The following is a 26,791-nucleotide window of genomic DNA, read 5'->3' as shown; positions in this document are numbered from 1 at the left end:
GAATTCAAGTATTAAGTGCAATCATTATGCAGCCACCAGAACTTCTGATTGCCCCGTAAATAACTCATGAGGGGTTTTATACCCTCTTGTTTTTCTTGGCCGATGGTTGAGCTTATCAACTGCCGCCTGTATTTCTGCTTCACTTAGCGACATAAAGTCAGTTCCCTTGGGGAAGAAGCGTCTAAGTAAGCCGTTGGTATTCTCATTTATGCCCCGCTCCCATGATGAATATGGGTGAGCGAAATACACATCCGCTTCTAATTTTTGTGCAATATGCTCATGGTGAGCAAACTATTTTCCATTATCTAAAGTCACGGTAATAACCTTACCTTTATAGGGTGTCATACACTTGATCAGCGCATCGGCTGTTATTTTCGCATGCTTGCTTTCAATTCTGTGAACGACTGTATATAACGTTTTACGTTCAACCATTGTAACAAGGGCATTTTTACGCCCTTTGCCTATCACTGTATCGCCCTCCCAATCACCAATCCTAGACTTTGAATCCACAATACTTGGGCGTTCATCAATACTGACTCGATTAACTATCTGTCCACGTTTATCGTAGCTTCCATAGCGTTTTTTATACTTTTTACATGCACGAGTGAGTGTCTTATGTAGTTCACCACCACGAGCCTTGTCTCTGTAAATATATTGATAAATCGTTTCATGATGCAAAACGACCTTTTTCTCTAAAGCTAAGCGGCCTGCCACCTGCTCTGGCGAAAGTCCGTCAACCAACAATTTATTAATCCAGTCAGTAACATCATCTGTTAACTTACTTGCTTTGAAAGATGACTTGCGTCTTTGCTCTGCAAAATTATTGGCTTGGTTAGGTCGATAGCCTTTAAGCCCTTTATTGCGTTTTAACTCTCTAGAGATAGATGACGGTGAACGAGTGAGTTCATCAGCTATCTGTTTTTGGTTATTTCCTGCTTTTATTAACGCGTAAATCTGGTATCTTTCTGCTTGTGTCAGCTGTTTATATTTCATTAAAGCAATTTCCTTTGGCGAGAGAATGGCCGAATTATAACAGCTGGCCATCTAATCTGAGAAATTGCACTTATTATCCGAATTTAGGAGCCATTAAGTGCGCAACATATGGCACTATTTAGACGCGTCGTTAGGAACATGATAAAGCAGCATACGAAAAGCAAGGGGTCAATAAGAAGTAAGTGTGTAAGAGCTTGTTATGATGATACTTTTAGAGAAGAACTTCTTTTTGGTTAACATTTTTAACAAAGTATGCTTGCGCCCTGCTGAAATTAGGCAATCAAATTTTATGTGATTTTAATTTAATGACTCTTCAATAAGAGTGCTGGTAAATAATGTAACCCTATCTGTTCAGCTAAATAAATTAAAAGTATTTTTAAGTCATATTTGCTAAAGCCATTGAAAATAGATTTACATCGAGTGCTTTATTTAATTAAGTGAATTTATAAGTCTTCTTTTTTTGATGAATCCCTAAAGAATAATGAGAGGCTCTACACAAAAGTAGAGCCTCATTTTTATAATTTAGAAACGATAACTTGCACCTAAATAAACAGTACGACCATTAACCGTCGTATTGTACAAACGATCATTGGAGTCTGAATACTGCTCTTCTCGTTCATTAGTCAAATTACTGGCTTCTATAGTGAGCTTTAGCTTTTCATTAACCTGATAAAATGCTGATGCATCTATGTATGTACTGGCATGAAAACCATTTTCGTCTTCATCGCCGTTACCGGCTTGTACCGATGCAATATAGTCACTTCTATAAGCGGCTGCAACGCGTGCGCCCCATGAATCAGAATCGTAATATACTGTAAAGTTACCCGAATGCTCTGACAGGCCCGGGAATGATTTATATTGATCAATACCTGAATTACCCACATTACGGTACAAGGCTTCACCATCAGCAAATGTATAATTAGCAATAACACCTAAGTTATTAAACGGGGCAGGTAAAAAGTCTAGGTCACGTTGAAAAGCAAGTTCCCAGCCACTAATATCACTTTCATCTAAGTTTTGTGGCTGAATAACAGTAAAAACAGTATTTGCTGTTTGCGGATTACCGTTTTCGTCTACGTCGCCTAAAAAGCTAAGAGGATATCCGGTTTGACTGTATGGAATATCATATGTTTCGGTGATAATGAAGTTATCGATAGATTTATGGAAGTAACTTACGGCCGCATACCCAATGTTTTCAAAATAGTACTCGACTGAAAAGTCGAAGTTAACTGATTCGTAAGGTTTAAGGTTTGGGTTTCCTGAGCTGATACTAAGGCCATTAGTTGATGTGGCATCATTTTGTACAACGCCTGTTGGCACTAATGCACCGAGCGAAGGGCGGGTGAGATTTTCGCCATAGCTTGCACGCAGTACTAAACTGTTATTACTATCCCAAACTAAATTTATAGCAGGCAAAAGTCCTGAGTAGGTGTTTTCAACATCAACTACTTCTCCATTTATTAAACCTACGGCGTTGGTTTTAGTATCGTAATGGCGTACACCAGCATTACCCATTAAATAACCTGAGCCCAATTCCCATTCAGCTTCGTATTGCAAATAAGCCCCAAAGGTTTTTTCTTGTACGTTATCGGTAAAATCAGGATTATCTAAATTAGGATCGATATTCATACTTGCTAGGGTGCCTAGTACATCGACACTTACCCATTGCTGTTTATTGTGCGCGGTATTTGTAAATGTCAGGCTTGGATATACCGTGTCATCCAGTACGCCATTTTCCCAATCGCTGCGGTTAACGTTATCAGATTTAGTTTCACCGTTTTCACTTTCAAACTTTTTATTAGATACACCGAACTTTATATTTGAAGTATTGTTAAGCGTGTAATTAAAATCTAATTTTATAGAGTCAAATGTATTGGTGATTTCTTCTTCAGATATATCAATTTCGTGATAACGGAATAAACTACTGTCAGCAGGATCAAACCCGTATGTATTTTCCCCATAATAAGCATCCTTGCGATAATCAATAGTTTCATTGCCAAATGTTTCTAGGTAAACTTTAACACTGCCTGTATTGAACTTGGTTTCTGAACGCCCGACTAAGGCGGTCATATTTAAATCTTCTGTAATTTGCCAATCGCTATTTAATACAAACTGACTTATTTGAGTATCAGCATATTGGCTACGACTTTCTGAATGAATAGCGGCGTCTTCGTATACCGAATAAATAGCGTCGTTATTTTCATTTATTTCAAGAGTTGTGAGCTTTGAGCATATTTGCTCGTTGTTATAAGCCGGTCCAGTACAACCAATAGCTGTTGAACTAGAACCTCTATTTTGTAAGTGGTATTCACTGCGGTCATTATTCAGTTCACCATATAGAGCGTCAAAACCGAATTCAAGGTTATTACTTGGGCGATACTGCAGGGCAAGTGTCGTCCCTAGGCGCTCCTGTTGGTTTTCAAATAATGAGTAGCGGCTACCGCGTGAAAAGCTAATGTCTGAGTTGTTAATTTTATCTTGTAACTCCTCAGATAATTCAGATATATCTGAGCCTGAAGCATTTTTTTTGCGCCAGCGATACGTATTGTAACCTTGCTCATTTACATCACGTTTGCTGTATGCAATTGAAAATAATGCGCCAAATTTATCATCCCAAGTATCTGAGATCAGAGCTGCAAAACGTGGACTAACATCATCAGTTTGTGAATTGTCACCAAGTTGACCTGATATTGCAGTATTAAAACCATCAAAATCAAATGGTTTTGCTGTATGAAGTCCAACAGTTCCACCTATACCACCTTCATCCATTTCGGCAGAGAAGGATTTTTTTACATCAACGCGCTGAAATAACTCAGAAGCAAATATGTTAAAATCAAAAGCGCGAGATCTGCTTACTGAGCCTCGGCTATCCATTGCCGAAGAAGACGTACCCAAAGCCTCCATACCGTTAAGTTGTACTTGTGTAAAGTTTGGTCCTAAACCTCGTAATGAAATTTGTCGGCCTTCGCCACCTTCTCGGGTAATCGCAATGCCAGGCACTCGTTGTAGTGAGTCAGCTAAGTTTAGATCCGGAAAATCAGCAATATCTTCAGCAACAATAGAGTCCTGTGCGCCTACAGAGTTTCGTTTTAAATCTTTCGCTTTTAACAAACTGTTGCGATAACCCTGTACAACTATTTCCTCTACTTCTGTTTGTACACCTTGCTCTGCATGTAGATAGTTTGAAATACCTAATGTGCTCATTATAGCAGTCGCTAAAAGCGTACGTGATGGTTTGTTTAACATGATGCTTCCTTGGTTTTTAATTTAAAGTTGATTATTAATAAAAGGGTTCGTGCGTACTAAATGACCGTCATCAAATTGCACAACATAGTTAAAGCGTGCCTGTTGTGGCGAGCCTGGTATAAAGTCTGTTGAAATTACTTGTGCGCCGCTATTTTTCGCGGCATTAAATTGGATTGTTCGTTGTGATCTGGTTGCACTTAAGCTTGCATCTGCGCGGGTGCGCACCATGTAACCTTTAAGTACAAGTTGCTGAATTCTATAAAAGTCGCGTGTAGGGTTGTTTACAATCATAAAAGCAGCTTCGGGCTGCTTTTCATCATAATTGGCAAACATGCTTGCCCCTTTTAACGAAGGCCTATTTTGTTTATAAAGTGCCGATTGCTGTGTATTGCCATCAAATAAGAATATGAACTTACCAGCCAAGGCGCGTGTACTTGGCCACCCAAATTTAACGACTGTTTGGTTTAAAGATAACGGTATTTTACGTAAGTTATCGGGCGTGAATAATGAGTTAGGTAACGACTTTAGAATTACTTCATCGAGTAAATAATAATCGTTCGGTGTAAATTTAAGTGGATTATTGCCCAGAATTACATCTGATCGCGTTTCTTTTACATTGAGCATTACAACAATAGGAAAGTGCTGCGGGTTTGCCTCTGACCATGTTTTGAGTGTATTCAAACATCCACTAAGCAATACACAATGGCTTTGCACATCAATATCGGGAATGTGCATTACTTTAAATCCAGGGGTAGCTAATTGCTTTTTTTCTAACTCATTATATAAAGGAGTCGTTGCAAAAGTATTAGCCCAAGGTTTTATGTATAAATCACCATTAGGGTCTTTTAAAACGTCAATTTCTAAATGGCGAACACCGCTATTTAACTGTTTAATAATGGGAGAGTGACCGTAATCAATACGGGCTATTAGTTTAGGATTTAGAGTATTTAATTTATTTTTAACGCCTACATTTAATGTTTTTTTATAGCTGTTATGTGAGCCAATCATTTGAAAGGTATTTAATGGCATAGCGTTAATGCTAGTTACATAACCTGCAAAAATAATAAAAATAAAAAGTGGCATAGCACGTCTCAATTGTTGAGTTTGCTATCTAAGAGCGAGCATTTATAAATTAGGGGACACAAAAATATGGATTTAATAAAAGCTTCATAATTGAAAAGCATGTTTATAAAATTTTATGTCCCCTTTTATCCATTACCGCGCTCTAAACAATAAGTTGAGTGAAAACTGGATAAAGCCATCATGATTAGAGTCAAAGCACTATGGTTAGCACTATGGATTGGGTTATGTATTACATTTAAAGTGAGTGCTATTGAGTACTACGAGGTTAAAAGTGCAGTGAAGGTGGAGACGGTTAAAGTTGCATTTTTAGCTGATATTCATCTACATGATATTTTTGCTAATTTACATAATACAGACAATATAGACTTACCAAAGGATGTAGGGGCAAAGCAACCATTACTGGTGCGAAGTATGTATGCGCAGCTTCACTCAACGCGACTTTTCAATGAAAATTATTTTGTTTTTTTACATGTATTAGATGAGCTAGTAGAAAAAGAAATTAAGTTAGTCATCCTACCTGGCGATTTCACTGATGATGGCCAACCTATTAATGTACGGGCACTAGCACGTATTTTAGACCATTATGAAAAAACATATGGGATGCGTTTTTTTGCGATTCCAGGCAATCATGATCCTGTAAAGCCATTTACAACACCGGCAGGTAAAGCTGACTTCTTAACGGCTCAAGGTAAAGAGTTTGGCGTTTATAGTTATCAACATGAAAAGTGTATGACTAAGCAGTCTGTATGTGATGATGGTTTAAAAAACTGGGGTTACACTGAAATATTAAGCACACTCAGTAACTTTGGATTTAGCAAACATAAAAGTGACGTGCTATATGAAACACCTTATAAAAACCGAGAGTTTATATGGTGTGACCCTAATGATGTTAATCATTGTATAACGATGCCAGATGCAAGCTACTTAGTTGAGCCCATAAAAGGTGTTTGGTTAATGGCAATAGATGCCAATGTGTATGTACCGCAATGGCAAAATTCGCCACTCACTTTTAAGGGGTCGTCTAGTGCCGGCTATAATGCTTTAATTGATGCAAAGCCTTTACTGTTAAAGTGGATAAAAACGGTTGTAAAAAGGTCAAAAGAGCAAAACAAAACACTGATTGCATTTAGCCACTTTCCAATGGGAGAGTTTTACGATAATGCGAATGATGAATTACATAAAGTGTTTAGTCGTGGCCATTTTTCCCTACCTAGAGTGCCTACACCCCGAACAACACAAATACTTGCAGATACAGGATTAACACTACATTTTGCAGGACATATGCATCTAAATGATACTGCGCTGGTAACAAGTAATCGGGACTCTCAGTTAGTTAATGTACAAGTGCCAAGTTTAGCTGCTTATAAAGCTGCATATAAGATTGCAGAGCTAAACTTAGCTAAGCACACCGCATTGGTAAGTACTCATACATTAGACGATGTTCCTGGTTTCAATGATTTATTTGGTTTATATGAAGAGGAATGGCTATATCGTAATCAACATAATCTTAGTAATTTTGACCGAACTATTTTGAACTCAGAAAATTATGGTGATTTTACTAAACAGCATTTATTTGGACTCATTAATCAGCGTTTTTTAAAACGCGATTGGCCAAAAAATTTAGTGGCATGGCTAAACGATAATCACTATTTAGCAGATTGGTTTACAGATATGCAGTGTTTAAATAAAGTCTCGCCTAATTTGCTAATTCAACTTAAAGCTGTATCTACAAAAGAATGGCTTCGAGATTTTTATTTATTAAGAAATGGCGATGTAACTGCAGATATAACACCTCAAAAGCGTATTACTTATCAACAGCTAAATGAGTTTTCAGCTCAATCGACTTGTAAAACAGATACGCAAACACAGCAGTACTTGGCTTTGTTAATAAAAATAATGGCAAAATTTAGTAAGCATACCCAAGGTGAGAATTTTAGCGTTGATCTAAAAACAGGGGAGATTATCTAATACTGATAACTCAACCCCAAGTAATAAGTGCGACCACTTGTGGTTGAGTTGTAGGCTCTTAGTGTTGAGTTACTGTATTGTCGCTCTTGTTCATTGCTGAGATTAAATGCGCTAAATTTAAGTTTCCAATGATTAGAAAAATAATAATTTAGGTTTGCATCCCAATAAACAGTCGGCATAAACCCAGTTTCGTTTTCATCGAGCAAAAGACTGCCTGCTCGAATTAAATATTTATCTCTAAAAATAGCGCCTAGTTTAAAATTGAACTTAGGGTGATCGTAAAAGATCATACTTGAGGCGGTTATTTTAGATAAAAAAGGTAGGTTTTTTTTAAATAAAGCTGAGCCATTATTTGAGTCATAATACGTGACTTTGCCTTTATTGTAAGTTGTTTGTAGGTTGATACCCCAGTCAGAATTATGTATTAAATAATTTAAACTTATTTCCGCTCCCCACTGATAAGCTGATTCTGCATTACTTAGCCAAAGGTTATTAATATCGGGGGTTGTAGACTCTGAAGTTTTTGATAAAGGGACTTGCGTTGTAACTATGTAATCATCTAAATCTTTATAAAAGAGTGATATATTAAACGTACTACGACTACTAAAATCTGCTTCTAAGGAAATATCGGTATTAAAAGATAAGTAAGGTTTTAGACTTGAGTTAAATGTATATTTTGTATTATTTGGGGTATCGTTTGAACCATCAAAACTTAGTGAATTCAGTAATGGTTTTGAATAGTTTTTAGAAAGTCCTACACGTAATCGCCATTTATCGTTTATAAAATATGATCCATTAAAAGTTGGAAGCCAAAGGCTATATGAAATAGGAGAGTAAGGGGCTTGAGTGTGAGATGTTATAGATTCTGATTGGTAACGCAAACCTATATGAGCTTCCCATTGTGCCTGCTCTGTGCTTATTAAAGTATAAGTTCCTCTACTATATTCTTGTATATGCTCAGCTTCAGTGGCGATTGATGAACTATTATTTTGTATGTTAAATGGGTCGATGCTATAAAGTTTAAGTGCTTCATTGGTGTTTATTTTTAACCATTGTAGATTTTTATGTGCATTTTGCGATGAAACATATGACGCAGGAAGGTCAGTTAATTGTTGTGGTGCGTTAGTTAATTCATTAAAAAAAATGTCGTTTTGCTGTGCGTTATACATTTTATTTTCAAACAGAGTCCAATCAGCTCCAAATTGAAGGGTTATTAAACTATTAATGTCATATTGAAAATCTAATTTTGCGAAGGTGTACTCACTATTTGAATTGTATTGTTCTATATCACCATGATGCATATGCCACATTGTAGGGTTGTTTAAATTCTCACTGTAGTTAATATCTGCATAAAATGGAGTTTTACGATAATCAATCGTAACGTCACTTATGCCTTGGGTATAAATCTTATTGCTGTAAGGAATGTCATACTTTGATTGTTCTTTTCCTAATATGGCGCTTACTTTCCAATTTTTATCCACTTGTTGCTTAAGTGATAGCACACCTTGCTGATATGCCGTATTTATTTCTTGGGTTCTATTTTCGGTTGCGACTCGTGCATTTTCGTAACGTGCATACACTAGCTCATTATTTCCATTCGCTTGAATGTCTGTAACTGTTGTTAGCCCTTTAATTATAGGCGTAGACTGCTCCCCTCTAGGGTATAAATGATATTCATGCCTATCCCCTTTTAAAAACCCTGAGAGCATATCAAAATCAAAATGGGTGGTTTCATTTTTATACTCTACAGATAGATTTGCCCCAAATCGCTGCTGTGTAGCTTGCCATACCGAGTACCGATTACCGCGAGGAACTATATAATCGCCTTGAGTCAAATGCAGTGCTTGTGGTTTGGTTAAAGCCGATAGGTCTGCCCCTTCTATCGCGATATTACGCCAGCGAAATGTATTAGCACCTTGCTCTAACGACTCTCTGGTTGTGTATGCAACGCTTGCAAGTACCCCCCAATTATTCCACGTGTTAGAAATTAAGCTTGAATAGCGTTTTGCGCCTTTACCCACATAGTCGTTGTAGCCAACTTCTGGGGTAATAATAAATTTAAATCCCTCATTATCTAAAGGGTTTATAGTTTGTAATGCCATTGTTCCAGATATTCCACCTGCAATTTTATCGGCGGAGTATGCTTTAATTACATGGATTTGTTTAAAAAGTTCGGCAGGTAAAATATTGAAATCGAAAGAACGATCGCGCTGTTTTTGTACTCGGCTATCCATCGGTGAATCATTATTTGCTAACACAGGCATGCCGTTGAGTGTCACCAAGCTAAAATCAGGATAGTTACCTCGTATTGAAACTTGGCGACCTTCGCCTGCTTCGCGAGTAATCGCTACGCCAGGAATATACTGTAAGGCCTCGGCCAAGTTAGTATTGGGAATATCTGTAATATCTTGTGCTGAAATTGCTTCACTAATCGTTTTATTATTGTGTTTTAAATTTCGTGAGCTAGCTAATGAATAGCGAATACCCTTTACTGTTATTTCTTCCAGTATTCCGCTATTGGTCGTTATTTTTTTTTTTTTTGAAAAATAACAAAACCCTTGTCTTGAATTTTATATGTTAACTCGCTGCCTCTTAATAAAAAATCTAGTGCTTGAGCAAGTGTATGATCGCCCACTAAGGTGGACGTAGTTTTGTCGTTGATAAGTGAAGGGTTACTACTAAAAGAGACTGCATATGCATTTGCTACCTCTCTTAAACTATCACTGAGAGAACCCGCTGGTATATAAATAAATGTATTTATATTTTTTGCCGCACTAGGCAGCGTTGTTAAACAACTAGCACCGATAAAAAAGTACACTAAAATACTTTTATTTAATGTACATACCTGTTTTAGCATAATGGTTTAATCAAAGTAATACAGTCATATTTTTTACTCATTTAAGGTAGCGTTAAATGAAGTACGTTGTTCTTCTTATCTACTTTCCAGTTATAAGTTGATGCAATGAGCATAAGGCTTTGTTGTGGCGTTTCGAGATTAAATCGTCCGCTAATTAGTGTATTATTTAGTGTGTTATCTACTTTAATTACCATAGGACTGTAACGCTGCAATTGTTTAATAACACTGGTTAGAGGTTCTTTTTCTGCATCAATCCAACCCATTCGCCAAGCAGGGAGTAGTGTTAACTGCTGGCTATAATCTACAGTTATATGGCCATTTTTTATAATAGCTTGTTGAGAGGGAGTTAATATTACTTTATCTAAAGCCGACACTTCTACTTTGCCTTCGTACACAGTTACCACTACTTCATCTTTACTGCGCTCTACATCAAAAGAAGTACCCAGTACTTTAATGCTTGCTTGTCCTGAATTTATTATAAATGGCCGTGTTTTATCTTTGGCTACATCAAAAAAAACCTGTCCTTTTTTTAATTCGATTTGTCTTGAGTGTGGTAGCAAGTGCGCAGTTAACTCACTATCTGCATTTAAGTGTAGATATGAACCGTCATTTAATAACTGCGATACGCGTTCACCTAAATGCGCTTCTAAAAGCTGAGGCAGGTTAGGTTTAACTGCGGTTTTTGCAATCGGTGTTGGTGTAAATACCTGTTGAGATATAGCAAGCCAGTACACTGCAAAAGCAATAGCGCTAAAACTAGCTGCTAAGGCGAGCATAGGGAAAGTTTTAGAACGTTTTGCATTAGGCGTAATTATCGGAGTCGGTAAACTATATTGTTTAGTGTAAATATGTAAAGCCTGTTTAACAGCAGGATCGCCAAATACATTGGCTATTTTTTCAAATGCATTCTTATTTTCTGTGCATTTTAACCAAAGCGATAGCTCTTCACGGTCATGATCATTTAAATCATTAATCCGATCTACCCAATCTGCTGCCTGTTCTAAGCGTTGTTCGTTCATTAAAAACCTAACCTGCGTTGATTAAATATAAAGAGCGTAAAAGTGTAATAAAGGGGACATTTTTATTGATTTTTTTCTATGTGAAGCGTTATTTGTATCATTGCGCGCGTAATATGTTTTTTTACAGATTCTTGGCTCATATTTAACTGCAGACTAATTTCTTCGCGACTTAATCCGTCAATACGTCGAAGCTTAAATACTTTTCTTCTTAAAGGTGGTAACTCTTCCAACGCACTTTTAACAAGCTCGAGCTTTTGCTCTGTAATAGACTGCGCTTCTGGATCGCTATTATCATTTGTAAAAAGCTCAATATCTTCTGCATTATTTGGTTGGCTTTTATTTTTTTGCCAATCACTATACATAACAGACTTTGTGACTTGATTTATGTACGCCTGAAAGTTTTCAATTTCTAATGTGTCATTTCTATTTAATGTTCTTAGTAGAGCTTCTTGCACAAGATCGTCTACGTCATCTGTATTATTGGTTCGACGACTAATGAATTTACGAATATGGCTGATAACGTTTTTTACATCGCTTTGTTCAGAAGAAATATTTAAATTCGATGGCAGGGGGCTTTTAAAAGTCTTCATTACTCAGTCTAGAATTTTATTTTAAATAAATACTAAGTGAATAATATGACCAATTGATTACAGCCAGGTTGATAGCGATTAAGTAAATTGAAGTGATGACACTAAGAATAAAGTACCATTGAGATCATCTTAACGTTTTAAATAGGGTTTAATACCAATCTGCTTATATATGGGGTCTATTTAACGTTAAGAAAATTACGCTAGAACTAGGCAAAAGTTTTTGTATCTAGTTGTTCTAAATAAAAAATTTTTAACGACGTTATAGTGCAATTTAATTCGTTAAATTGATCAAAGATTTATGCAGGTTGGTATAATTTTAGGCATAGAGTATTTGCGCAAATAACACTTTGAAAAAGCTAAATTTTTGGAGGTACTACATTCACTTGTTATCCTTATTTGAATGTTCTTTTGACGGGATTAGCATATAAGTAGAGGGCCAAAGCGCTTTTTGGCAGGTCAGCTAATTTTATATTAATTTAAACAAATGACTTAGGAAAGTTAAAATAATAATATCAAACTTAGTAAAAGTGCGGCTATTTCTATTGATTAAGATCAACAAAGCAACATAGAAAAATAGGCATAATTCGCGGCTGTAATTTACACCTAAAAAATAAAGGTTTTTTATTAAACTAAAGTTGTTTTAAAATCAGTCTAATTACATCTGTTTTTATTTTATCTATATGCTTTATATGGACTTTAATTGGAAAGGCTAAATAGTGGCTCTACTCATAAATAGTAAATACATTAACTTCGATAGTTATAAGGTTTTCAATTAAAATATTTAAAAACAGCTAGTTACTTTGTCGTGCTATGGCTTGTGCTACGATTTTATGTAACTCGTTAGCATTCAGCTAGTATCTTAAAAACAGCCTTAAAAGGCAAATTGTATTAACTAAAAAATTAAAAACACAAACCAGGGCAAGAGCATGAAAAAAGTCTATGCGTTCAGTACCTTTTCAAGGTAGGCTGTACTGCGCATAGCTTTTTTCTGTTTTGCGGGCATGCCTTTACTAAAACTTTTTTCTGCTTTTAGCTGATTAAATGCGATGTGTCTCAGCCCCGCAAATACAGGTGCTGCACCTTCGCGCCTAATTCGACACTCATCTTCTTTAAATCCTACATCTAAACGCCAATGTAATCCATTTTCTATTTGCCAATGTTGTCGTGCTCCTCTCGCGAGTTCTTCCGCTGTTAAATTCGCTGAACTAATATAGTATCTATAGCATAACTCATTGCTTAATTTACCTTTTTCTTTTCTATAAGAAACAATAACACCCACTGTTTTTACACCTTCCCAGTGTATCGTTTCTGATAAACCGCTCACGTTATGGCTCACTGCACAGCACCTAAATTCTTCTCTATTTTTTTGATAATCGGCTTCGTTAAACAAGAGCCCATCAGATGCTTGTCGTGCTACCTCAGGTAATAACACATCTTCTATTTGTGACAGTAGCCTTTTATGGTTTGCTTTTACCGCAAGTAAGTAATCGGCTTCTTTACCAACTATTTTTTTTGCAATTGATTTTTGACACCCCATAGCGTCAATCGTTACTAAGCAGCCTTTTATCTCTAATAATTCAAGCAGCTCTGGCAACGCTTTTATTTCATTCGACTTTTTATCAACAGGGCATTGTGCCAAAACAACACCATTTTCGCATGCAAATGCACTGATCATATAAAGCGCATCGCGTCTATCTGACTGATTAAATGAACCTTTCAATCGTTTACCGTCAATAGCAACTACACCGCCTTGAGTTAATTTGGAGCAGGCTTTCATCCAAGAAGAAAAGGAATCTTGGAATTGCGTCATGTCAATACGGCTCATTACACGAGCAATTGTGTCATGGCGAGGGATCCCTTGTTCAAGAAGAACATATTTTCTGAGCCAATCTAGTCTATCATGACCAAAATCTTCAATCTCTTCCCAGCCCTGACAGCCTGAAACAACAGCGCTAACAGCTAAGAATATGATATCAAATAGTTTATGAACAACTTTACCTTGTTGGCGAGGGTCGTCGATTGATTCGAAATATTTAAATAGCTGAATGTTAGACATGGGGATGCTCCTTAAAAAAGGAGTATAAGATCATACTTTTAAGTCAAGGTAAAGTTCGTGATCTTGCCCTGGCTTTTATCTTGCTTATTAATAGCAATTGATAGAGTGAACAAAAAAGCAAAAACAAAAAGCCATGTAATAAGTATTCCAAAATATTCATTAATTGAATTTAATTGCCAAAATAGACCCTCCATTCTATTCAACCTTTTTATGAATGCTTTTTATACTGCCAAATAAATAACGTTTTAATGCAACCAAACCTAAAAAGTCTTTATTAATTAGGAGAGCTAAAAGCATTGTTAAATCAGAAATTATTTGCCCTATTACATACAAGGCCCAAAACCACCAGTAGTCTAAATTTCCTAAAACAATACTGTCGTAGTGCATTCCAAAAAAAACAAATGCGTTAAAGCTAAGTCCAACTAAAAGATAATAAAAGGCTATAGGGAGGCTTTTACTAAAATAGCTCCGCCATATAATCAGAAAAAATATAGTTACGATATCAAATATGAAAAGGGTCAAATGAGGCGTGTTGCTAAAGGGATCCATAAAAATACTTGAGGTGTAAGATACCACCATAATGAATGCAAGCTGTGTGCAGCTTTTGTCATACTTGTTAATGCTTGTAGACAAATTATATAAAAAAGCAATAACAAAAGACCATGTAATAAAAATAATTATATAGTCGTATAAACCAGCCAACCTCCATAGAAAGTCAGGCATGGCGTGACCTATTAAATTTTTCAGCTAAAAATTTAGTAAACTTAACTAAACCTCATAGCTTAGTTCTTAAGGAACACAGACCGTGTGACTTCCTATCTTAAAACGGCAAATATCATTGTTTTTCTCAATGCTTTGCCGCTTACAATTTACCGCTAGTAGCTCAAATACACGATGTATCTTATGGCTGCACCGTGTTTGTTCTATGCAATCCAGAATATCATCCAACCAAAGATAACTGCACTTACTCGCTCTAAATGTCGAGATCGCACACTTAAACATACCCGCTGCACTATGGCAGATAAAACGCTTGATAAGTGTTTGCAGTATGCTCAGCCAAACCAATGATTCGGCAATATGAGGATCTCGTGTGATGAACCCTTTAAGGTTATTCCATGACTTTAGTTCTTTGAAAAACAACTCAATTTGCCAACGAGTTGCATATATATCGAGTAGTTCGTCAAAGCTAAACTGTGCCTCTTTTAAATTAGTAACAAGGAAAACGGGGCGCTTTTCATTCGGTAAATAGATAAGCCTGTACTCGGGCCCATTTTTCTTCCAACGTACTGTTAATTCAAGTGGTTGGCTTGCGAATTTATCGAGTAACGTTTTGATTTTAATGTTCTTTTCTTTAAGTTCTATACCCGCGCAATAAGCTGATGTAACGATTGGGTTAATGTTTTTATTTGCTCTGATCAAAAAATATCCGCCATCTTGAGCTACTTGCTCAAAGTAATCTAAGTCAAAATACCCAGCATCAGCAAGTAATAACGTATCTTCAAGTGTGTGGCTACCTGGTAAAAAGGCGCGCTCAGTTTCAACATCAGGACGAATATCTATTTCGCAGGGTTGTTCATTAAATAGGTCATAGGTAACGTGCAACTCAATTGCGGCAGGACTTACAGCAGTAAAACGACCAGCAAAAACCTGCGCTAATTCATCATGTAGAGCAAATGAAGAACCATCTTGCAATAACACTCGCTGTATTCCTCGCTGGGTAAAAAAGGTTTTATCCAGCGTGTTTACAGTCAATTTAGACATCGCTTGAATAACGAGCTCACGGACAAGCTCAGTCAAGGCTGGTTTTCGAATTTGATTATGAAAGGGTTTATAACTTATCGTGCAATCAGCCTGCGTTCGCAAGTTTTGATGGATATCTGACAAGTTAGCGTCTTGCAGGCAAGATAAGCTTTTAAATACGGCTTTGAGCAGAGAAACGATCGACAGGCAACGGTGTCGAACTTGAAATCCAGAGGTTTTTGCAAGCTCAATGAGGTGTTTTTCTGAGATAAGGGCTTTTAATTGGTTTGAAACTTGGTTAATCTGCATGTGAACTCTGTTTTTAGTCATGTTTTTATTGGCGTAACTATTTGATCATTAACAGAGTTCAACTTCAAGTTTTCTTAAGATCCAACCTATGAACTAAACCTAAAAAATCTTTGTTAAAAAAGAGAATAGTTACCATTGTGAGATCGACTAAATTGATAACTATTAAATAAAAATTCCAAAGCCACCAATAATCAACATTATCTAGTACATAAATATCATAGTGCATAAAAAGGTGCAGGGTTGAATTTATAGTCAAACCAGTTAGAAGATATATATAGGCAACATCCCTTTTTAGAAATCGCCTTAGAAGTGTAAGAGCTACAGGGCGCGAGCATACTTTGTTAAAAATGTTAACCAAAAAGAAGTTCTTCTCTAAAAGCATCATCATAACAAGCTCTTACACACTTACTTCTTATTGACCCCTTGCTTTTCGTATGCTGCTTTATCATGTTCCTAACGACGCGTCTAAATAGTGCCATATGTTGCGCACTTAATGGCTCATGTATTTGACAGGCATCTTCTTTAAATACGACATCCAGTATCCAGTGTTGCTGATTTTCTATCAGCCAATGTTGTCTTATTGCTTTACTTATCAATATATTGTCTGTCAACGATGTTAGGTAGTAATGTGTGTCAATACTCGTTCTATTACCCTTCGTTCGCTCTCGCTGCACCGCAACGATTGTTCTAACTGATGGCCAGCTCTCTTTAATTTCACTCGGTAATAAACGCGCATCAAGACAATCTATCGTGCGTACTTCTTTTCGCCCATGCCCTTCATCTTGTGTTACATGACTAAGTATCTCTGAGTTTTCAGATTCATACTGGTGTGTAAATGCATCTTGAATCGCGCTATAAAGTTTCTTTTGATTACCCTTTGCTTGCACTAGATAATCTGCATGTCTGCTAATTAACCTGAGTTCTGCTTAAGCGATAACTAATGCGTTAAGCTCTACGTCAGTTAAATTAAGGTGTGGCTTCTTTTCTTTCAAGCAATAAGCCACCAATCCAGCGACTAAATTCAACATAAAGCCGTTCATACTCCGATGTCTTGAATGTTCAATGAAGGATATGTTCTTGAGCTGGTCATTAATTGTTTCGATTATAAAGCGTTTTGAAAGCATTGCTCTATCCCATAATGACATCGCTTTTGCCTTCATATTTTTGCGAACCGTCGTAATGAGCTTTACCCCTTTATCGAGTAAATCGGCTTCTAAAGCTTTACTTAAATACCCTTTGTCACCATATAATTTATCCGTCAGGCAGCTCGCTAACTCACGCACTGGTTGAGTATCATGTACATTTCCTGTTGTCACTTTCGCAGCAACAATTTCACCATGGTGATTAACGATTAAATGTAGCTTGAAGCCATAAAACCATCCCATTGTTCCTTTGCCACGCTGGGCTATTCCATCAAAGGTTTTGTGTCTTGGAATACGAATATTATGGCACACTTTAATACATGTGGAGTCAATGAATTCAACGCCTGTGGGTTTACCTTTAAGTGAAGTAAAATAGGCACACATCGGCACAATTACCCTTGGCATAACGGCTAAAAATAGTGTGTAACTGAGCAAGTTGGGAAATTCACTTTTGTACATAAGTGATACATAGCCAAGGTAGTAATTTTTGAAATCTCGGTGATGTGACATATGAAAACTAATAACAATAGTCATAATTTCACTGGTCGTCATACGTCCTGAACGCTGACGTTTTTGGGTGCCATCTTCGAGTAATTGTTTTTCCCATTGGGGTATAAATACTTTGCAAAAATCATCGACATCGCAAAATAATTCAACTAATTTAATCATGCCTGTTCCTTGCTTATCCAATCGTTTTTGGTCGAAAGATCGGATCTCGGAACAGGCATTTAGTTCAATTTCTTAAACGAGATTCAGGTTAATTAGCTGTTTTAGCGTTTCTTTTTGGCAGTGCAAAGCATCAAGTGTAATGACGGTGTTATTGATATCGAGTATTTTCAATAAATCCCGAACTGCCGGTATTTCATTCGTCTTACTGCCAACTGTTTGGTGGAATAATGTGAGACCTGCTTCACAATCAAATGCTGAGACGAGATGTAATTTATCAGCAATGTGTTTACTTGCTCCGCGAATAGTTTTGCCATCGAAGGCAATGACAGGATACGCTGACTTAACGCGGTTTTGATTGACCCAGCTATACATCGCGAGTAGTAATGAGTCAGTATCAACGGTTCTAAAAATCCGAGCAATACTATGTCGAGTGGGTATGCCATTTTTGAAAGAACGAAATCCTCTTAACCAATTAAGCTTACTTTCGCCATAGACTTCAATGTCTTGCCAGTTTTCACACCCTGATGTAACGGCAGTAATAATAAGAAAAAGCACATCAACTAAGTTATGGTGCTGATTTATATGTGAACGATTATCTTTGACGAGTTCTAAATGTGAGAAGAGTGACATAATAAGTTTAAGGTGATGAAATTTATGGTATTAGATCATAAAATTTGTTTATTTACAAAGTGTGATCCCGCCCTGGTAAGAGCTATAATAGTTAAAATATCAAAACATAAAAAATCAAGATAAGTTACCGTATTCATATTTGTAAATATACTAAATGAATATGAAACACTCATAACCAAAGACAAATACACTTTTTCTTTATTAGGCTTATTAATCGAATGAGCAAGGGAGTACAAAAAGGCCATAAGGAATCCCCATTGTACAAATGCACCTATGTACAAAGAAACTGTTGGACTAATTAAAAGTTCATTCAATATTTTTCAACTTTTTAAAGTTCAATGCAGCCCCTCTTTTAAAAATGGTATTTTTATTGAATACTAGGGGCTGTTGATCTTTGTTTGAATTTTGTGCGTAAGCGGTAATCTCGTATAATTTACTTCGCCAAAAACAAACCTTACGAGATTACCATGCCCCGATTAATGCTCACTGATAAGTTGTGGTCGAAGCTAAAATCAATTTTGCTTGAAGATAGAGTTTATAACAAGCTTGAACACAGACAAACGATGGAAGGAATTTTATATCGCTTACGTGTTGGTTGCCCATGGCGTGACCTCCCTGAGTGTTTTGGTTTATGGAATACTATTTACCGCCGATTTCTACTTTGGTCTAAAAAAGGAATATTAATAAGGTTGTTCAAATCATTATCCGCCAATAGTGACACTGAGTGGGAATTCATTGATGGCAGTTATGTTAAAGCACATCAACACAGTACAGGTGCTGCGTCTCAACAAGAACAAGCGATAGCATTAAGTCGTGGCGGTAATACAAGTAAAATTCATTTAGCTGTTGATAGTTATGGCTTACCAATTGAATTTATTATTACAGGCGGCGATGTTCATGATAGTAAAGTGGCAAATGAACTGATTGAATTATTGCCCCAAGGCGATTTTGTTATCGCAGACAAAGGCTATGATAGTGAAGTCATTAGAAATAAGGTTCGAGAGAGAAACTCAAGCCCAGTGTTCCCTAGAAAGAAAAACTCAAAAACAGGTAATGGTGATATTGATTGGTGCTTATATAAATATAGGCATTTAGTTGAAAATGCCTTTGCAAGGCTAAAGCACTTCCGTGCTATAGCGACAAGGTACGATAAATTGAAATTACAGTTTGAGAGTATGTTAGCGCTGGCATGTGCAATGATTTGGCTACCAATGTGAAAGATCAACAGCCCCTAGTGAAAGAATCATTAAAACATCGAACATATTTCCACCAAAAGAATAAACACTCCAATACCACCAAGGCTCATAGTTATATAAAACGTATAGGTCATAATATATTATGAGAGTGAGTACAGCATTTATTGTTAACGAAATTATGATTAAGTGAAAAGCTACAGAACGTTGGAGTACTTTGAAGCACTGTAAAGTTAACAGAGCTAAAATTGTAATGAAATCGCAGAGTGCCCAGCTTAAATATAAATTTTCTAATAAATCTATGTAGCCACTAAAAATATATGAGCAGAGCATAAGCGCAGATAAATAAACAGGAGACTTACTTTCCTTATTTATATTAGTAGCTAAACAGCATAAGAAAGCCATTAAAAAGACCCCATTGGGAGAAAGCTCCTACATAATCCGTTAAGGCTTCAGTAACGTACATATTAAACTAGGTTAATTTGTGGGTATCGTTTGATTTAAAGTAACTGAGAGTTTTATTTTTTAATTTATGAAGACCGAGAAAGTCTCTATCAACAATAAGTGCAACAATCATTATTACGTCTATAATATTAACTGAAACTGCGTAAATATCCCATAATAACCACCGTTCTTTGTTTTGATGTACATATAAATCAAAATACATCAAAAGAAAAAAAGTTAAATTTATTGATAGTCCTACGGTCAAGTATATGAATGAAACGGAGGTTTTTTTCTTACAGGCTAGGCTCACAGAAAGAATTAGAATAGTTAGAACATCATATATTGCCCAATCCAAATATACTGTAGTTTTTATAGACAGCCATGTAAAGAAGTAATCTGATAGTGTATAAGAAACCATCATTACAAACGAACTGAACAATAGGTTTGTATCTCTTTTCACATTTAGGGAGTAAACAAAGACATTGAAAAAAAATGCCATTAAAAACCCCCACATTGTAAATGCAGAAAGCGAAAAAAAGCCAAAAAACTCAGTTAAAAACATTTATAACCTTAATTAATCACTTAGGTTTTATAGGTATCATACCACCACCGCGCTGTAATTCTGCACCAGCTGCAGCAATAGCCTCTTGAGAAAAGCTCACTGTATCAGATTGCAGGGTTTTAGGGCTAGCAGTTTGTTCCATTGCAGGCTTTAATTGTTGTGTTTTATTATATGCTTGCATTTGTACTTGGTTATTCGCTGAAATTTGCATGTTATTGATCCTTATAAAATTATATTTTGCGCAACTTTTATCACGCTATTGTATAGGTAAACATGTTACCTGTTTTAATCTAGGTAGCCATTTTTGCCACCCACTTATAATAAAGCAACCTGTATGCCAACTTTATTTGACACTTTAAAAAATGCAACAGATCAAACCAGTTTGTTTTAGATATAAAAAAACGCACAGGGATAACCGTACGTTTTTTGTATCCAGGGAGTTTAAGCCACGTATTTACACGGGATCTCCACACTTTTACTTGGCTTTAAAATAAATTCCATAGCAACTTCATCGCAATTTTCTTTACGAAGACAAAGCTCACAATCTTTCATTACTTTTTCTGGCAAACTGTCTTTAGTGCAAAAGGTAAAGCGCTGCTTTTCGAAAAAGTCAGGCACACGCGTTAGTACAATCACTCTATTCAACGCCAGTTTTTTAGCTTTAATTAACAAATGCTCAACGAGTTGCCGCCCCTGCCCAGTAACAACGCTTTGAGGATCAATACCTAAAGAGCGAATTTCAGCAAGACCTGTATCATATATATACAGCGAGGCACAGCCCGATACCTTACCGTTAATTTCAGTGACCGCAAATTCATTTATAGAATGCACCATGTCACTTTTAGCTCTAGGTAGATTTTCGCCAACTGTAGCCCAATGCTGAATGAGCTTAGCTATAGATTCAACGTCATCTAGATTTGCATCACGAACCGTTATTTGCTGTTTTTTTTTGGCTTCTTTAATTGCACCAGTTACTTGCTCAATCGATGTGCCGCCAAGAGCTTGGCGCGCTTTTATACACGCATCAATTTCTAATACCGGGTATACATCGTCTTCAAAAATATCATTAACTGATTTGTATTGCTCAAGCGAAAGCTCTTCTAGTGTTTTATTTTCGCTAATAGCAAGCTGAACAAGGACGCCTACAATGTGGTGCCCCTCTCTAAAAGGTACGCCTCTTGCGACGAGATAATCAGCAAGCTCTGTTGCATTAGCATGACCGCCTTTAGCAGCAGCAAGTGTACAATCTCCTCTTACCTTAACGCCCTTAATACAAGCTTGTGCCATATGAATACACGCAAGCCATGTTGGCATAGCGTCAAATATACCTTCTTTATCTTCTTGCATGTCTTTGTTGTAAGCAAGAGGGAGTGCTTTTAAGGTCATCATCATCGCACTAAACGCGCCAAATACACGACCCGTTTTACCACGGATAAGTTCTAATGCATCAGGGTTCTTTTTCTGTGGCATAAGCGATGAGCCCGATGTCACGTTATCTGCAAGCTCTATAAAACCAGCTTCACCCGAGTTATAAAATATTAAATCTTCTGACATACGCGATAAGTGAATCATCGAAATCGATGCACAGCTTAATAACTCTACAACAAAATCGCGATCAGAGACGCCATCAAGACTATTTTTAGTCGCACCAGTAAAACCCAAACCTTGCGCAAGTGCTTGACGATCAATTGGGTAAGCAGTACCGGCTAATGCACCACTTCCTAGTGGGCAAAAATTCATGCGCGCTTTCGCGTCTTGCAAGCGGCTTTCATCACGCTCTAGCATTTCTACGTAAGCCATACACCAGTGGCTAAATAATACTGGCTGTGCTCGCTGTAAATGAGTATAACCGGGCAATATAGTACCAAGTTCACGCTCAGCTAAAGATACAAACTCGCCTTTAAGTTGCTCAATTGCTTTTAAAATATGCTCAGCGGTATCACGGCACCATAATCTAAAGTCTGTTGCGACTTGATCATTACGGCTTCGGCCTGTATGTAATTTTTTAGCTAAATCACCTACTTTTTCGATTAATGCAGCTTCAACATGCGAGTGAATATCCTCTGCGCCCGATGTAGCTACAGCGAGTGGATCAGCTTTTACTTCTTCAAGTAACTCATACAATGCTGCAACGAGTTCTTTGTGCTCATCACTCGATAACACATTAACTTGCTCAAGTGCGCCAGCCCATGCCACAGAGCCGATAATATCTTGCTCTGCTAACTGATAATCGAAGGGAAGAGAGTCGTTAAATTGCTTAAACGCCTCATCTGGACCCGTAGAAAAACGTCCGCCCCATAATGCCATGAAATATCTCCAAACCCTGTATTGCCCCTTTTACAGGGGCGTAATAATTTACTTTTTAGCGAGTGCTGAAATTCTGCTTGAAAGCGAGAATAAACGAATAAAGCCTTCAGCGTGTGATTGGTCATACACATCATCTTCACCAAATGTGGCAAATGCTTCGCTATATAAACTATTTGGCGACTGCTTTTGAACCGCAGTTACTTGACCTTTATATAATTTAAGTACGACTTCACCTGTTGCCACTTTAGAAAGCGCTTCTGCACCGGCTAAAATAGAATCTTTAAGTGGTGTAAACCAGCGGCCGTCATATACTAAATGCGAAAATTCACCACCCAGCACTTCTTTCCATTTACGGCTTGCTTTATCAAGTACTAGCTCGTCAATTGCTTGAAGTGCTGCCATGATAACTGTACCACCGGGCGTTTCGTAGCAACCGCGTGACTTCATGCCTACTAAACGGTTTTCTACAATATCAACACGACCAACACCATGAGGTGATGCAATACCGTTTAATTTAACTAAACAGTCATATGGTTTAAGTTCTTCGCCATTTACAGCAACCACTTCGCCTTCAACAACTTTTAAAGTTACTAGCTCTGATTTATCTGGTGCTTGCTCTGGAGAATTAGTCCATGTCCATACTTGCTCAGTTGGTTGACACCATGGGTCTTCAAGCTCGCCACCTTCGTGTGAAATATGCCATGCGTTAGCATCACGGCTGTAAATTTTTGTCGCTGATGCTGAGCACGGAATGTCACGCTCCGCCAAGTAATCAAGTAATGACTCACGGCTCGATAAGTCCCACTCACGCCATGGCGCAATTACTTTTAAATCAGGTGCGAGTGCTGCAAAGCATGATTCAAAACGAACTTGGTCATTACCTTTACCAGTACAACCATGAGAAAGTGCATCAGCGCCTACTTTACGCGCTATTTCAACTTGCGCTTTAGCTATAATTGGGCGTGCCATAGAGGTACCTAATAAATAAGTGCCTTCATAAATTGAGCCCGTTTTAAGTGTTGGGTAAATGTAATCACTTACCATTTCATCTTTTAAGTCAACTACATAACATTCAGATGCACCAGAGGCAATTGCTTTAGCTTCTACGCCTTCAAGTTCTTCTGCGCCTTGACCTACATCTGCAACAAACGCGATTACTTCACAGCCGTAGTTTTCTTTTAACCATGGCACGATAGCCGACGTATCAAGACCACCTGAATAGGCTAAAACGACTTTTTTAATTGAACTCATAGGTGTTCCTTAACAAAATTTGGATTTAATAATGTAACTAGCAGAGCATTTTGCGCGTGCATACGATTCTCTGCTTGTTGAATAATTTTAGATGCTGGACCATCCATTACCTCTGAGGTAATTTCAAATTCACGGTGCGCCGGTTGGCAGTGTAATACCGTCGTAGCACCGGTTTGATCTAGCAATGCCTGATTTAGCTGATATGGCATATACTTGGCTTTAACTTGCTCAATTGGTGTTGTATTACCCATTGATACCCAAGTATCTGCGTAAACAACATTTGCACCAACAGCAGCTTCAACGCGATCACTCACCATAACTGATGCACCGTTCATTGCTGCAATCTGCTCTGCTTTTTTAAGTATTTGTGAATCTGGTGAGCACCCTTTTGGTGTTACAGCTACAAAATCTGTACCTAGTGTAGCTGCTAACAACATCAATGAATGAGTTACGTTATTACCTTCACCTAAGTAAGCAACTTTAAGCTCACTTACATCTCCATGTACTTCTTGAAGCGTTAAAAAATCAGCGAGTGCTTGGCACGGGTGGTACAAATCACACAAACTATTGACCACCGGTACCGATGAATATTCACCTAATGTAGTTAACGTACTGTGTTGATTAACACGCGCTACAATCCCGTCAGCCCATGTTGAAATATTAAGAGCGAAATCTTTAATTGATTCGCGTGCACCCATAGCGCCATTTTGCTGATCTAAATAAACCGCGTGACCGCCCAGGCGATTAATACCTATATCAAATGATAAACGCGTACGTAAACTTTGTTTTTCAAATAACGTTACAACCGATTTACCAGCTAATACTTGGCTGTATTTCTCTGGTTTTACTTTAATGTCTTGCGCTAACTTTAATAAATTAAGTGCGCCTTCTTGGTCTAATTCTAAACCGGTTAAAAAATTCTTAAACATAATAAACCTATGGTGTAATTTTAGTTCCGACATGCTTGCCTTCAAGCAAGTCAGTTAAATTTTCTGGCTTTTGCCAGCTGGAAATATACACACCGCGTCGTAAATGTTGGGCAGCGTGAAGGCTGGTCTTAACTTTGACCTCCATCCCGCCCACAATTACTCCTTCATCTATTAAAGTATCAATGTGTTTTGTGTCAAGTTGATGTAAGGGCTGCTTATTTACGTCAAGCACCGCTTCTACATCAGTCATAAAAATAAGTTCTGCGTTTAAATTACTAGCAATAGCCGCTGCAGCTTCATCAGCATTTACGTTATACCAAAGGCCTTGCTCATCAAAACCGACAGAGCTAACGATCGGTAGCCTGCCAATTTTAAGTAAATCGTTAATAATAGAATCATCGTTGCTTGTGCATTTACCTACTAAACAAAGTGCTTTTAACTTTTGAGTAGCAGTAACACCCGCTTCATACAAACTTAACCCAACCGGTTTATGCCCTGCACTAATAGCCTGAGTCATTAATTGTTTATTGGCACAACCTGCTAGTGCACCTACGATGTAAGGCATTTGCTCTGCAGGGCTGATACGCAAACCTTGGTGCTTAGCACTGGCAAAACCAGCTTCTTTTAGCCAAGTATCAACAAGTGCACCGCCACCGTGTACAATTACAAACTGAGTATCTTGTTGCTCATTAAGTACATCAAACAATGCTTTAGCCGCGTTTTCTGTATTAAGTACAGCACCACCTAGTTTAATAACCCACGTTTTTTTACTCATTTAAAACGCTCCTTTTAAGCCCGTGGTATGCTCTAAATTCATTGATAGATTAATACACTGTAAAGCTTGCCCTGCAGCGCCTTTTAATAAATTATCTATTGCTGCAATAACAATTAATTGCGATCCTTGTTGCTGCCAACCAATATCAATATAAGGTTGCTTAGCTACACCTTTTATTGATGGGATTTTATCGCCTAATAAACGAATAAGTGGCTCATCGGCAAGTACCTGATACGCTTGTGTTACTTGCTCACTTGTTACCTCAGGCTTTAACTGCACATAAATAGTTTCTAAAATACCACGAGGAAAATTGCCTAAGTGCGGCGTAAATAAGACTTGGTGACCAAGATGTTGCTCAATTTCAGGACCGTGACGATGATTAAATAAACCATAGGGAGTAAGCGAAACCTCGCAAAAATGCGTGCCAACACTTGCTTTACGTCCAGCACCGGTAACTCCCGATACCGCATTAATAATAATACTCTGTTCGCTTAATAAACCGGCTTGTTGCAAAGGCTTTAATGCATTTAGTGCAGCCGTTGGGTAGCATCCAGCAACAGCGACTAACTGTGCATTGGCAATAGCTTCACTATTCCACTCAGCTAAACCATAAGCAGCTTTATTTAATAGCTCAGGATGTTGGTGCTCAAAACCATAATATGTAACGTAATCATCATTGCTTGCAAGGCGATAGCCACCAGATAAATCAAATACCTTTTTACCCATTGCTAAAAAACGCGGTGCTAAATCAACACTCACTTTATGGTCTGTACATAAGCACACATAGTCAGCACTAGTTTGAATGTCATCAAAAGCTGATTCACCAAGAGGGAGTAATGGTAAGTCGAGCAAGCCTAGATGTTCAGGATATAAATCACTTAGCAATTTATTTTTATCTAAGCTACCTTCTGATACATAACAACCCGCTAAAGTTAAGTTTGGGTGTTTAGCAACTAAACTTGCTAACTCTGCGCCGCTGTAACCGCTTGCGCCAATAATCACTACATTCATTTGTTACTCGTTATCTT

At 37.4% G+C, this 26,791-nt stretch carries 19 protein-coding genes and 4 pseudogenes; 3 read left to right on the top strand and 20 right to left on the bottom strand.

Features of this window, described 5'->3' with window-relative positions; all coding sequences use genetic code 11:
• Positions 1 to 24: 24 nt before the first annotated feature.
• Positions 25 to 993: pseudogene (locus tag AC0VZ4_RS04185) on the bottom strand (IS30 family transposase).
• A gap of 87 nt (positions 994 to 1,080) precedes the next feature.
• Here AC0VZ4_RS04185 and AC0VZ4_RS04180 point away from each other — a divergent pair.
• Positions 1,081 to 1,230: pseudogene (locus tag AC0VZ4_RS04180) on the top strand (ISAs1-like element ISPsesp1 family transposase); the annotation flags it as partial.
• A 285-nt stretch (positions 1,231 to 1,515) separates the two neighbouring features.
• Here AC0VZ4_RS04180 and AC0VZ4_RS04175 read toward each other — a convergent pair.
• Together AC0VZ4_RS04175 and AC0VZ4_RS04170 are read right to left on the bottom strand one after the other, a co-directional pair.
• Entirely contained in the window at positions 1,516 to 4,239 is a 2,724-nt protein-coding gene (locus AC0VZ4_RS04175) for a TonB-dependent receptor (protein ID WP_475440989.1), read from the bottom strand.
• A 21-nt stretch (positions 4,240 to 4,260) separates the two neighbouring features.
• On the bottom strand, positions 4,261 to 5,322 hold the full coding sequence (locus tag AC0VZ4_RS04170) for a Ca2+-dependent phosphoinositide-specific phospholipase C (RefSeq protein ID WP_475440988.1): 1,062 nt from the start codon (positions 5,320 to 5,322) through the stop codon (positions 4,261 to 4,263).
• A gap of 180 nt (positions 5,323 to 5,502) precedes the next feature.
• Between AC0VZ4_RS04170 and AC0VZ4_RS04165 the strand changes: the two genes are divergently transcribed.
• On the top strand, positions 5,503 to 7,290 hold the full coding sequence (locus AC0VZ4_RS04165; RefSeq protein WP_475440987.1) for a metallophosphoesterase family protein: 1,788 nt from the start codon (positions 5,503 to 5,505) through the stop codon (positions 7,288 to 7,290).
• On the opposite strand, the gene AC0VZ4_RS04160 is transcribed toward AC0VZ4_RS04165, so the two are convergent.
• The 10 genes and pseudogenes from AC0VZ4_RS04160 to AC0VZ4_RS04115 form a co-directional block, all read right to left on the bottom strand.
• Complete coding sequence (locus AC0VZ4_RS04160) at positions 7,287 to 9,773, bottom strand: TonB-dependent receptor (protein WP_475441614.1); 2,487 nt, start codon at positions 9,771 to 9,773, stop codon at positions 7,287 to 7,289. The genes AC0VZ4_RS04165 and AC0VZ4_RS04160 overlap by 4 nt on opposite strands.
• Positions 9,774 to 9,814: 41 nt before the next feature.
• Positions 9,815 to 10,108, bottom strand: a complete 294-nt coding sequence (locus tag AC0VZ4_RS04155; RefSeq protein ID WP_475440986.1) for an STN domain-containing protein — start codon at positions 10,106 to 10,108, stop codon at positions 9,815 to 9,817.
• Positions 10,109 to 10,188: 80 nt separating this feature from the next.
• On the bottom strand, positions 10,189 to 11,166 hold the full coding sequence (locus AC0VZ4_RS04150; protein ID WP_475440985.1) for a FecR family protein: 978 nt from the start codon (positions 11,164 to 11,166) through the stop codon (positions 10,189 to 10,191).
• Positions 11,167 to 11,228: 62 nt separating this feature from the next.
• Complete coding sequence (locus AC0VZ4_RS04145; protein ID WP_475440984.1) at positions 11,229 to 11,756, bottom strand: RNA polymerase sigma factor; 528 nt, start codon at positions 11,754 to 11,756, stop codon at positions 11,229 to 11,231.
• 937 nt (positions 11,757 to 12,693) lie between these two features.
• The gene (locus AC0VZ4_RS04140) at positions 12,694 to 13,812 is read right to left on the bottom strand and encodes an ISAs1 family transposase (RefSeq protein WP_007378406.1); all 1,119 of its coding nucleotides are present in this window, start codon (positions 13,810 to 13,812) and stop codon (positions 12,694 to 12,696) included.
• Positions 13,813 to 14,007: 195 nt separating this feature from the next.
• Positions 14,008 to 14,535: a hypothetical protein gene (locus AC0VZ4_RS04135; RefSeq protein ID WP_475440983.1), complete on the bottom strand. Its 528-nt coding sequence runs from the start codon at positions 14,533 to 14,535 to the stop codon at positions 14,008 to 14,010.
• Positions 14,536 to 14,601: 66 nt separating this feature from the next.
• Positions 14,602 to 15,861 (bottom strand): IS4 family transposase, encoded by a 1,260-nt coding sequence (locus AC0VZ4_RS04130; protein WP_337119945.1) that lies wholly within the window; start codon positions 15,859 to 15,861, stop codon positions 14,602 to 14,604.
• A gap of 350 nt (positions 15,862 to 16,211) precedes the next feature.
• Positions 16,212 to 16,778: pseudogene (locus AC0VZ4_RS04125) on the bottom strand (ISAs1-like element ISPsesp1 family transposase); the annotation flags it as partial.
• A 9-nt stretch (positions 16,779 to 16,787) separates the two neighbouring features.
• Positions 16,788 to 17,672 (bottom strand): IS982 family transposase, encoded by an 885-nt coding sequence (locus tag AC0VZ4_RS04120; RefSeq protein WP_475441613.1) that lies wholly within the window; start codon positions 17,670 to 17,672, stop codon positions 16,788 to 16,790.
• Positions 17,673 to 17,759: 87 nt separating this feature from the next.
• Positions 17,760 to 18,302 (bottom strand): annotated as a pseudogene (locus AC0VZ4_RS04115) (ISAs1 family transposase); the annotation flags it as partial.
• Positions 18,303 to 18,769: 467 nt separating this feature from the next.
• Between AC0VZ4_RS04115 and AC0VZ4_RS04110 the strand changes: the two are divergent.
• Positions 18,770 to 19,519 (top strand): IS5 family transposase, encoded by a 750-nt coding sequence (locus AC0VZ4_RS04110; protein ID WP_475440982.1) that lies wholly within the window; start codon positions 18,770 to 18,772, stop codon positions 19,517 to 19,519.
• Positions 19,520 to 19,967: 448 nt separating this feature from the next.
• Here AC0VZ4_RS04110 and AC0VZ4_RS04105 read toward each other — a convergent pair whose 3' ends face one another.
• The 7 genes from AC0VZ4_RS04105 to argC form a co-directional block, all read right to left on the bottom strand.
• Complete coding sequence (locus AC0VZ4_RS04105) at positions 19,968 to 20,501, bottom strand: hypothetical protein (RefSeq protein WP_475440981.1); 534 nt, start codon at positions 20,499 to 20,501, stop codon at positions 19,968 to 19,970.
• 16 nt (positions 20,502 to 20,517) lie between these two features.
• Complete coding sequence (locus tag AC0VZ4_RS04100; protein ID WP_475440980.1) at positions 20,518 to 20,712, bottom strand: hypothetical protein; 195 nt, start codon at positions 20,710 to 20,712, stop codon at positions 20,518 to 20,520.
• 230 nt (positions 20,713 to 20,942) lie between these two features.
• Entirely contained in the window at positions 20,943 to 22,808 is a 1,866-nt protein-coding gene (argH, locus tag AC0VZ4_RS04095; protein ID WP_475440979.1) for an argininosuccinate lyase, read from the bottom strand.
• Positions 22,809 to 22,856: 48 nt separating this feature from the next.
• Complete coding sequence (locus tag AC0VZ4_RS04090; RefSeq protein ID WP_475440978.1) at positions 22,857 to 24,059, bottom strand: argininosuccinate synthase; 1,203 nt, start codon at positions 24,057 to 24,059, stop codon at positions 22,857 to 22,859.
• On the bottom strand, positions 24,056 to 24,988 hold the full coding sequence (locus tag AC0VZ4_RS04085; RefSeq protein WP_007377845.1) for an ornithine carbamoyltransferase: 933 nt from the start codon (positions 24,986 to 24,988) through the stop codon (positions 24,056 to 24,058). Before AC0VZ4_RS04085 ends, AC0VZ4_RS04090 begins: the two co-directional genes overlap by 4 nt.
• 7 nt (positions 24,989 to 24,995) lie before the next feature.
• Positions 24,996 to 25,763 (bottom strand): acetylglutamate kinase, encoded by a 768-nt coding sequence (argB, locus tag AC0VZ4_RS04080; RefSeq protein WP_475440977.1) that lies wholly within the window; start codon positions 25,761 to 25,763, stop codon positions 24,996 to 24,998.
• The gene (argC, locus tag AC0VZ4_RS04075; protein WP_475440976.1) at positions 25,764 to 26,774 is read right to left on the bottom strand and encodes an N-acetyl-gamma-glutamyl-phosphate reductase; all 1,011 of its coding nucleotides are present in this window, start codon (positions 26,772 to 26,774) and stop codon (positions 25,764 to 25,766) included. It abuts the gene before it with no gap.
• Positions 26,775 to 26,791: the final 17 nt, after the last annotated feature.

The organism is Pseudoalteromonas sp. QJM3NY_22 (assembly GCF_056173065.1).
Note: the sequence above shows the minus strand (reverse complement) of the source record. Positions and strands in the feature narration are given on the sequence as shown.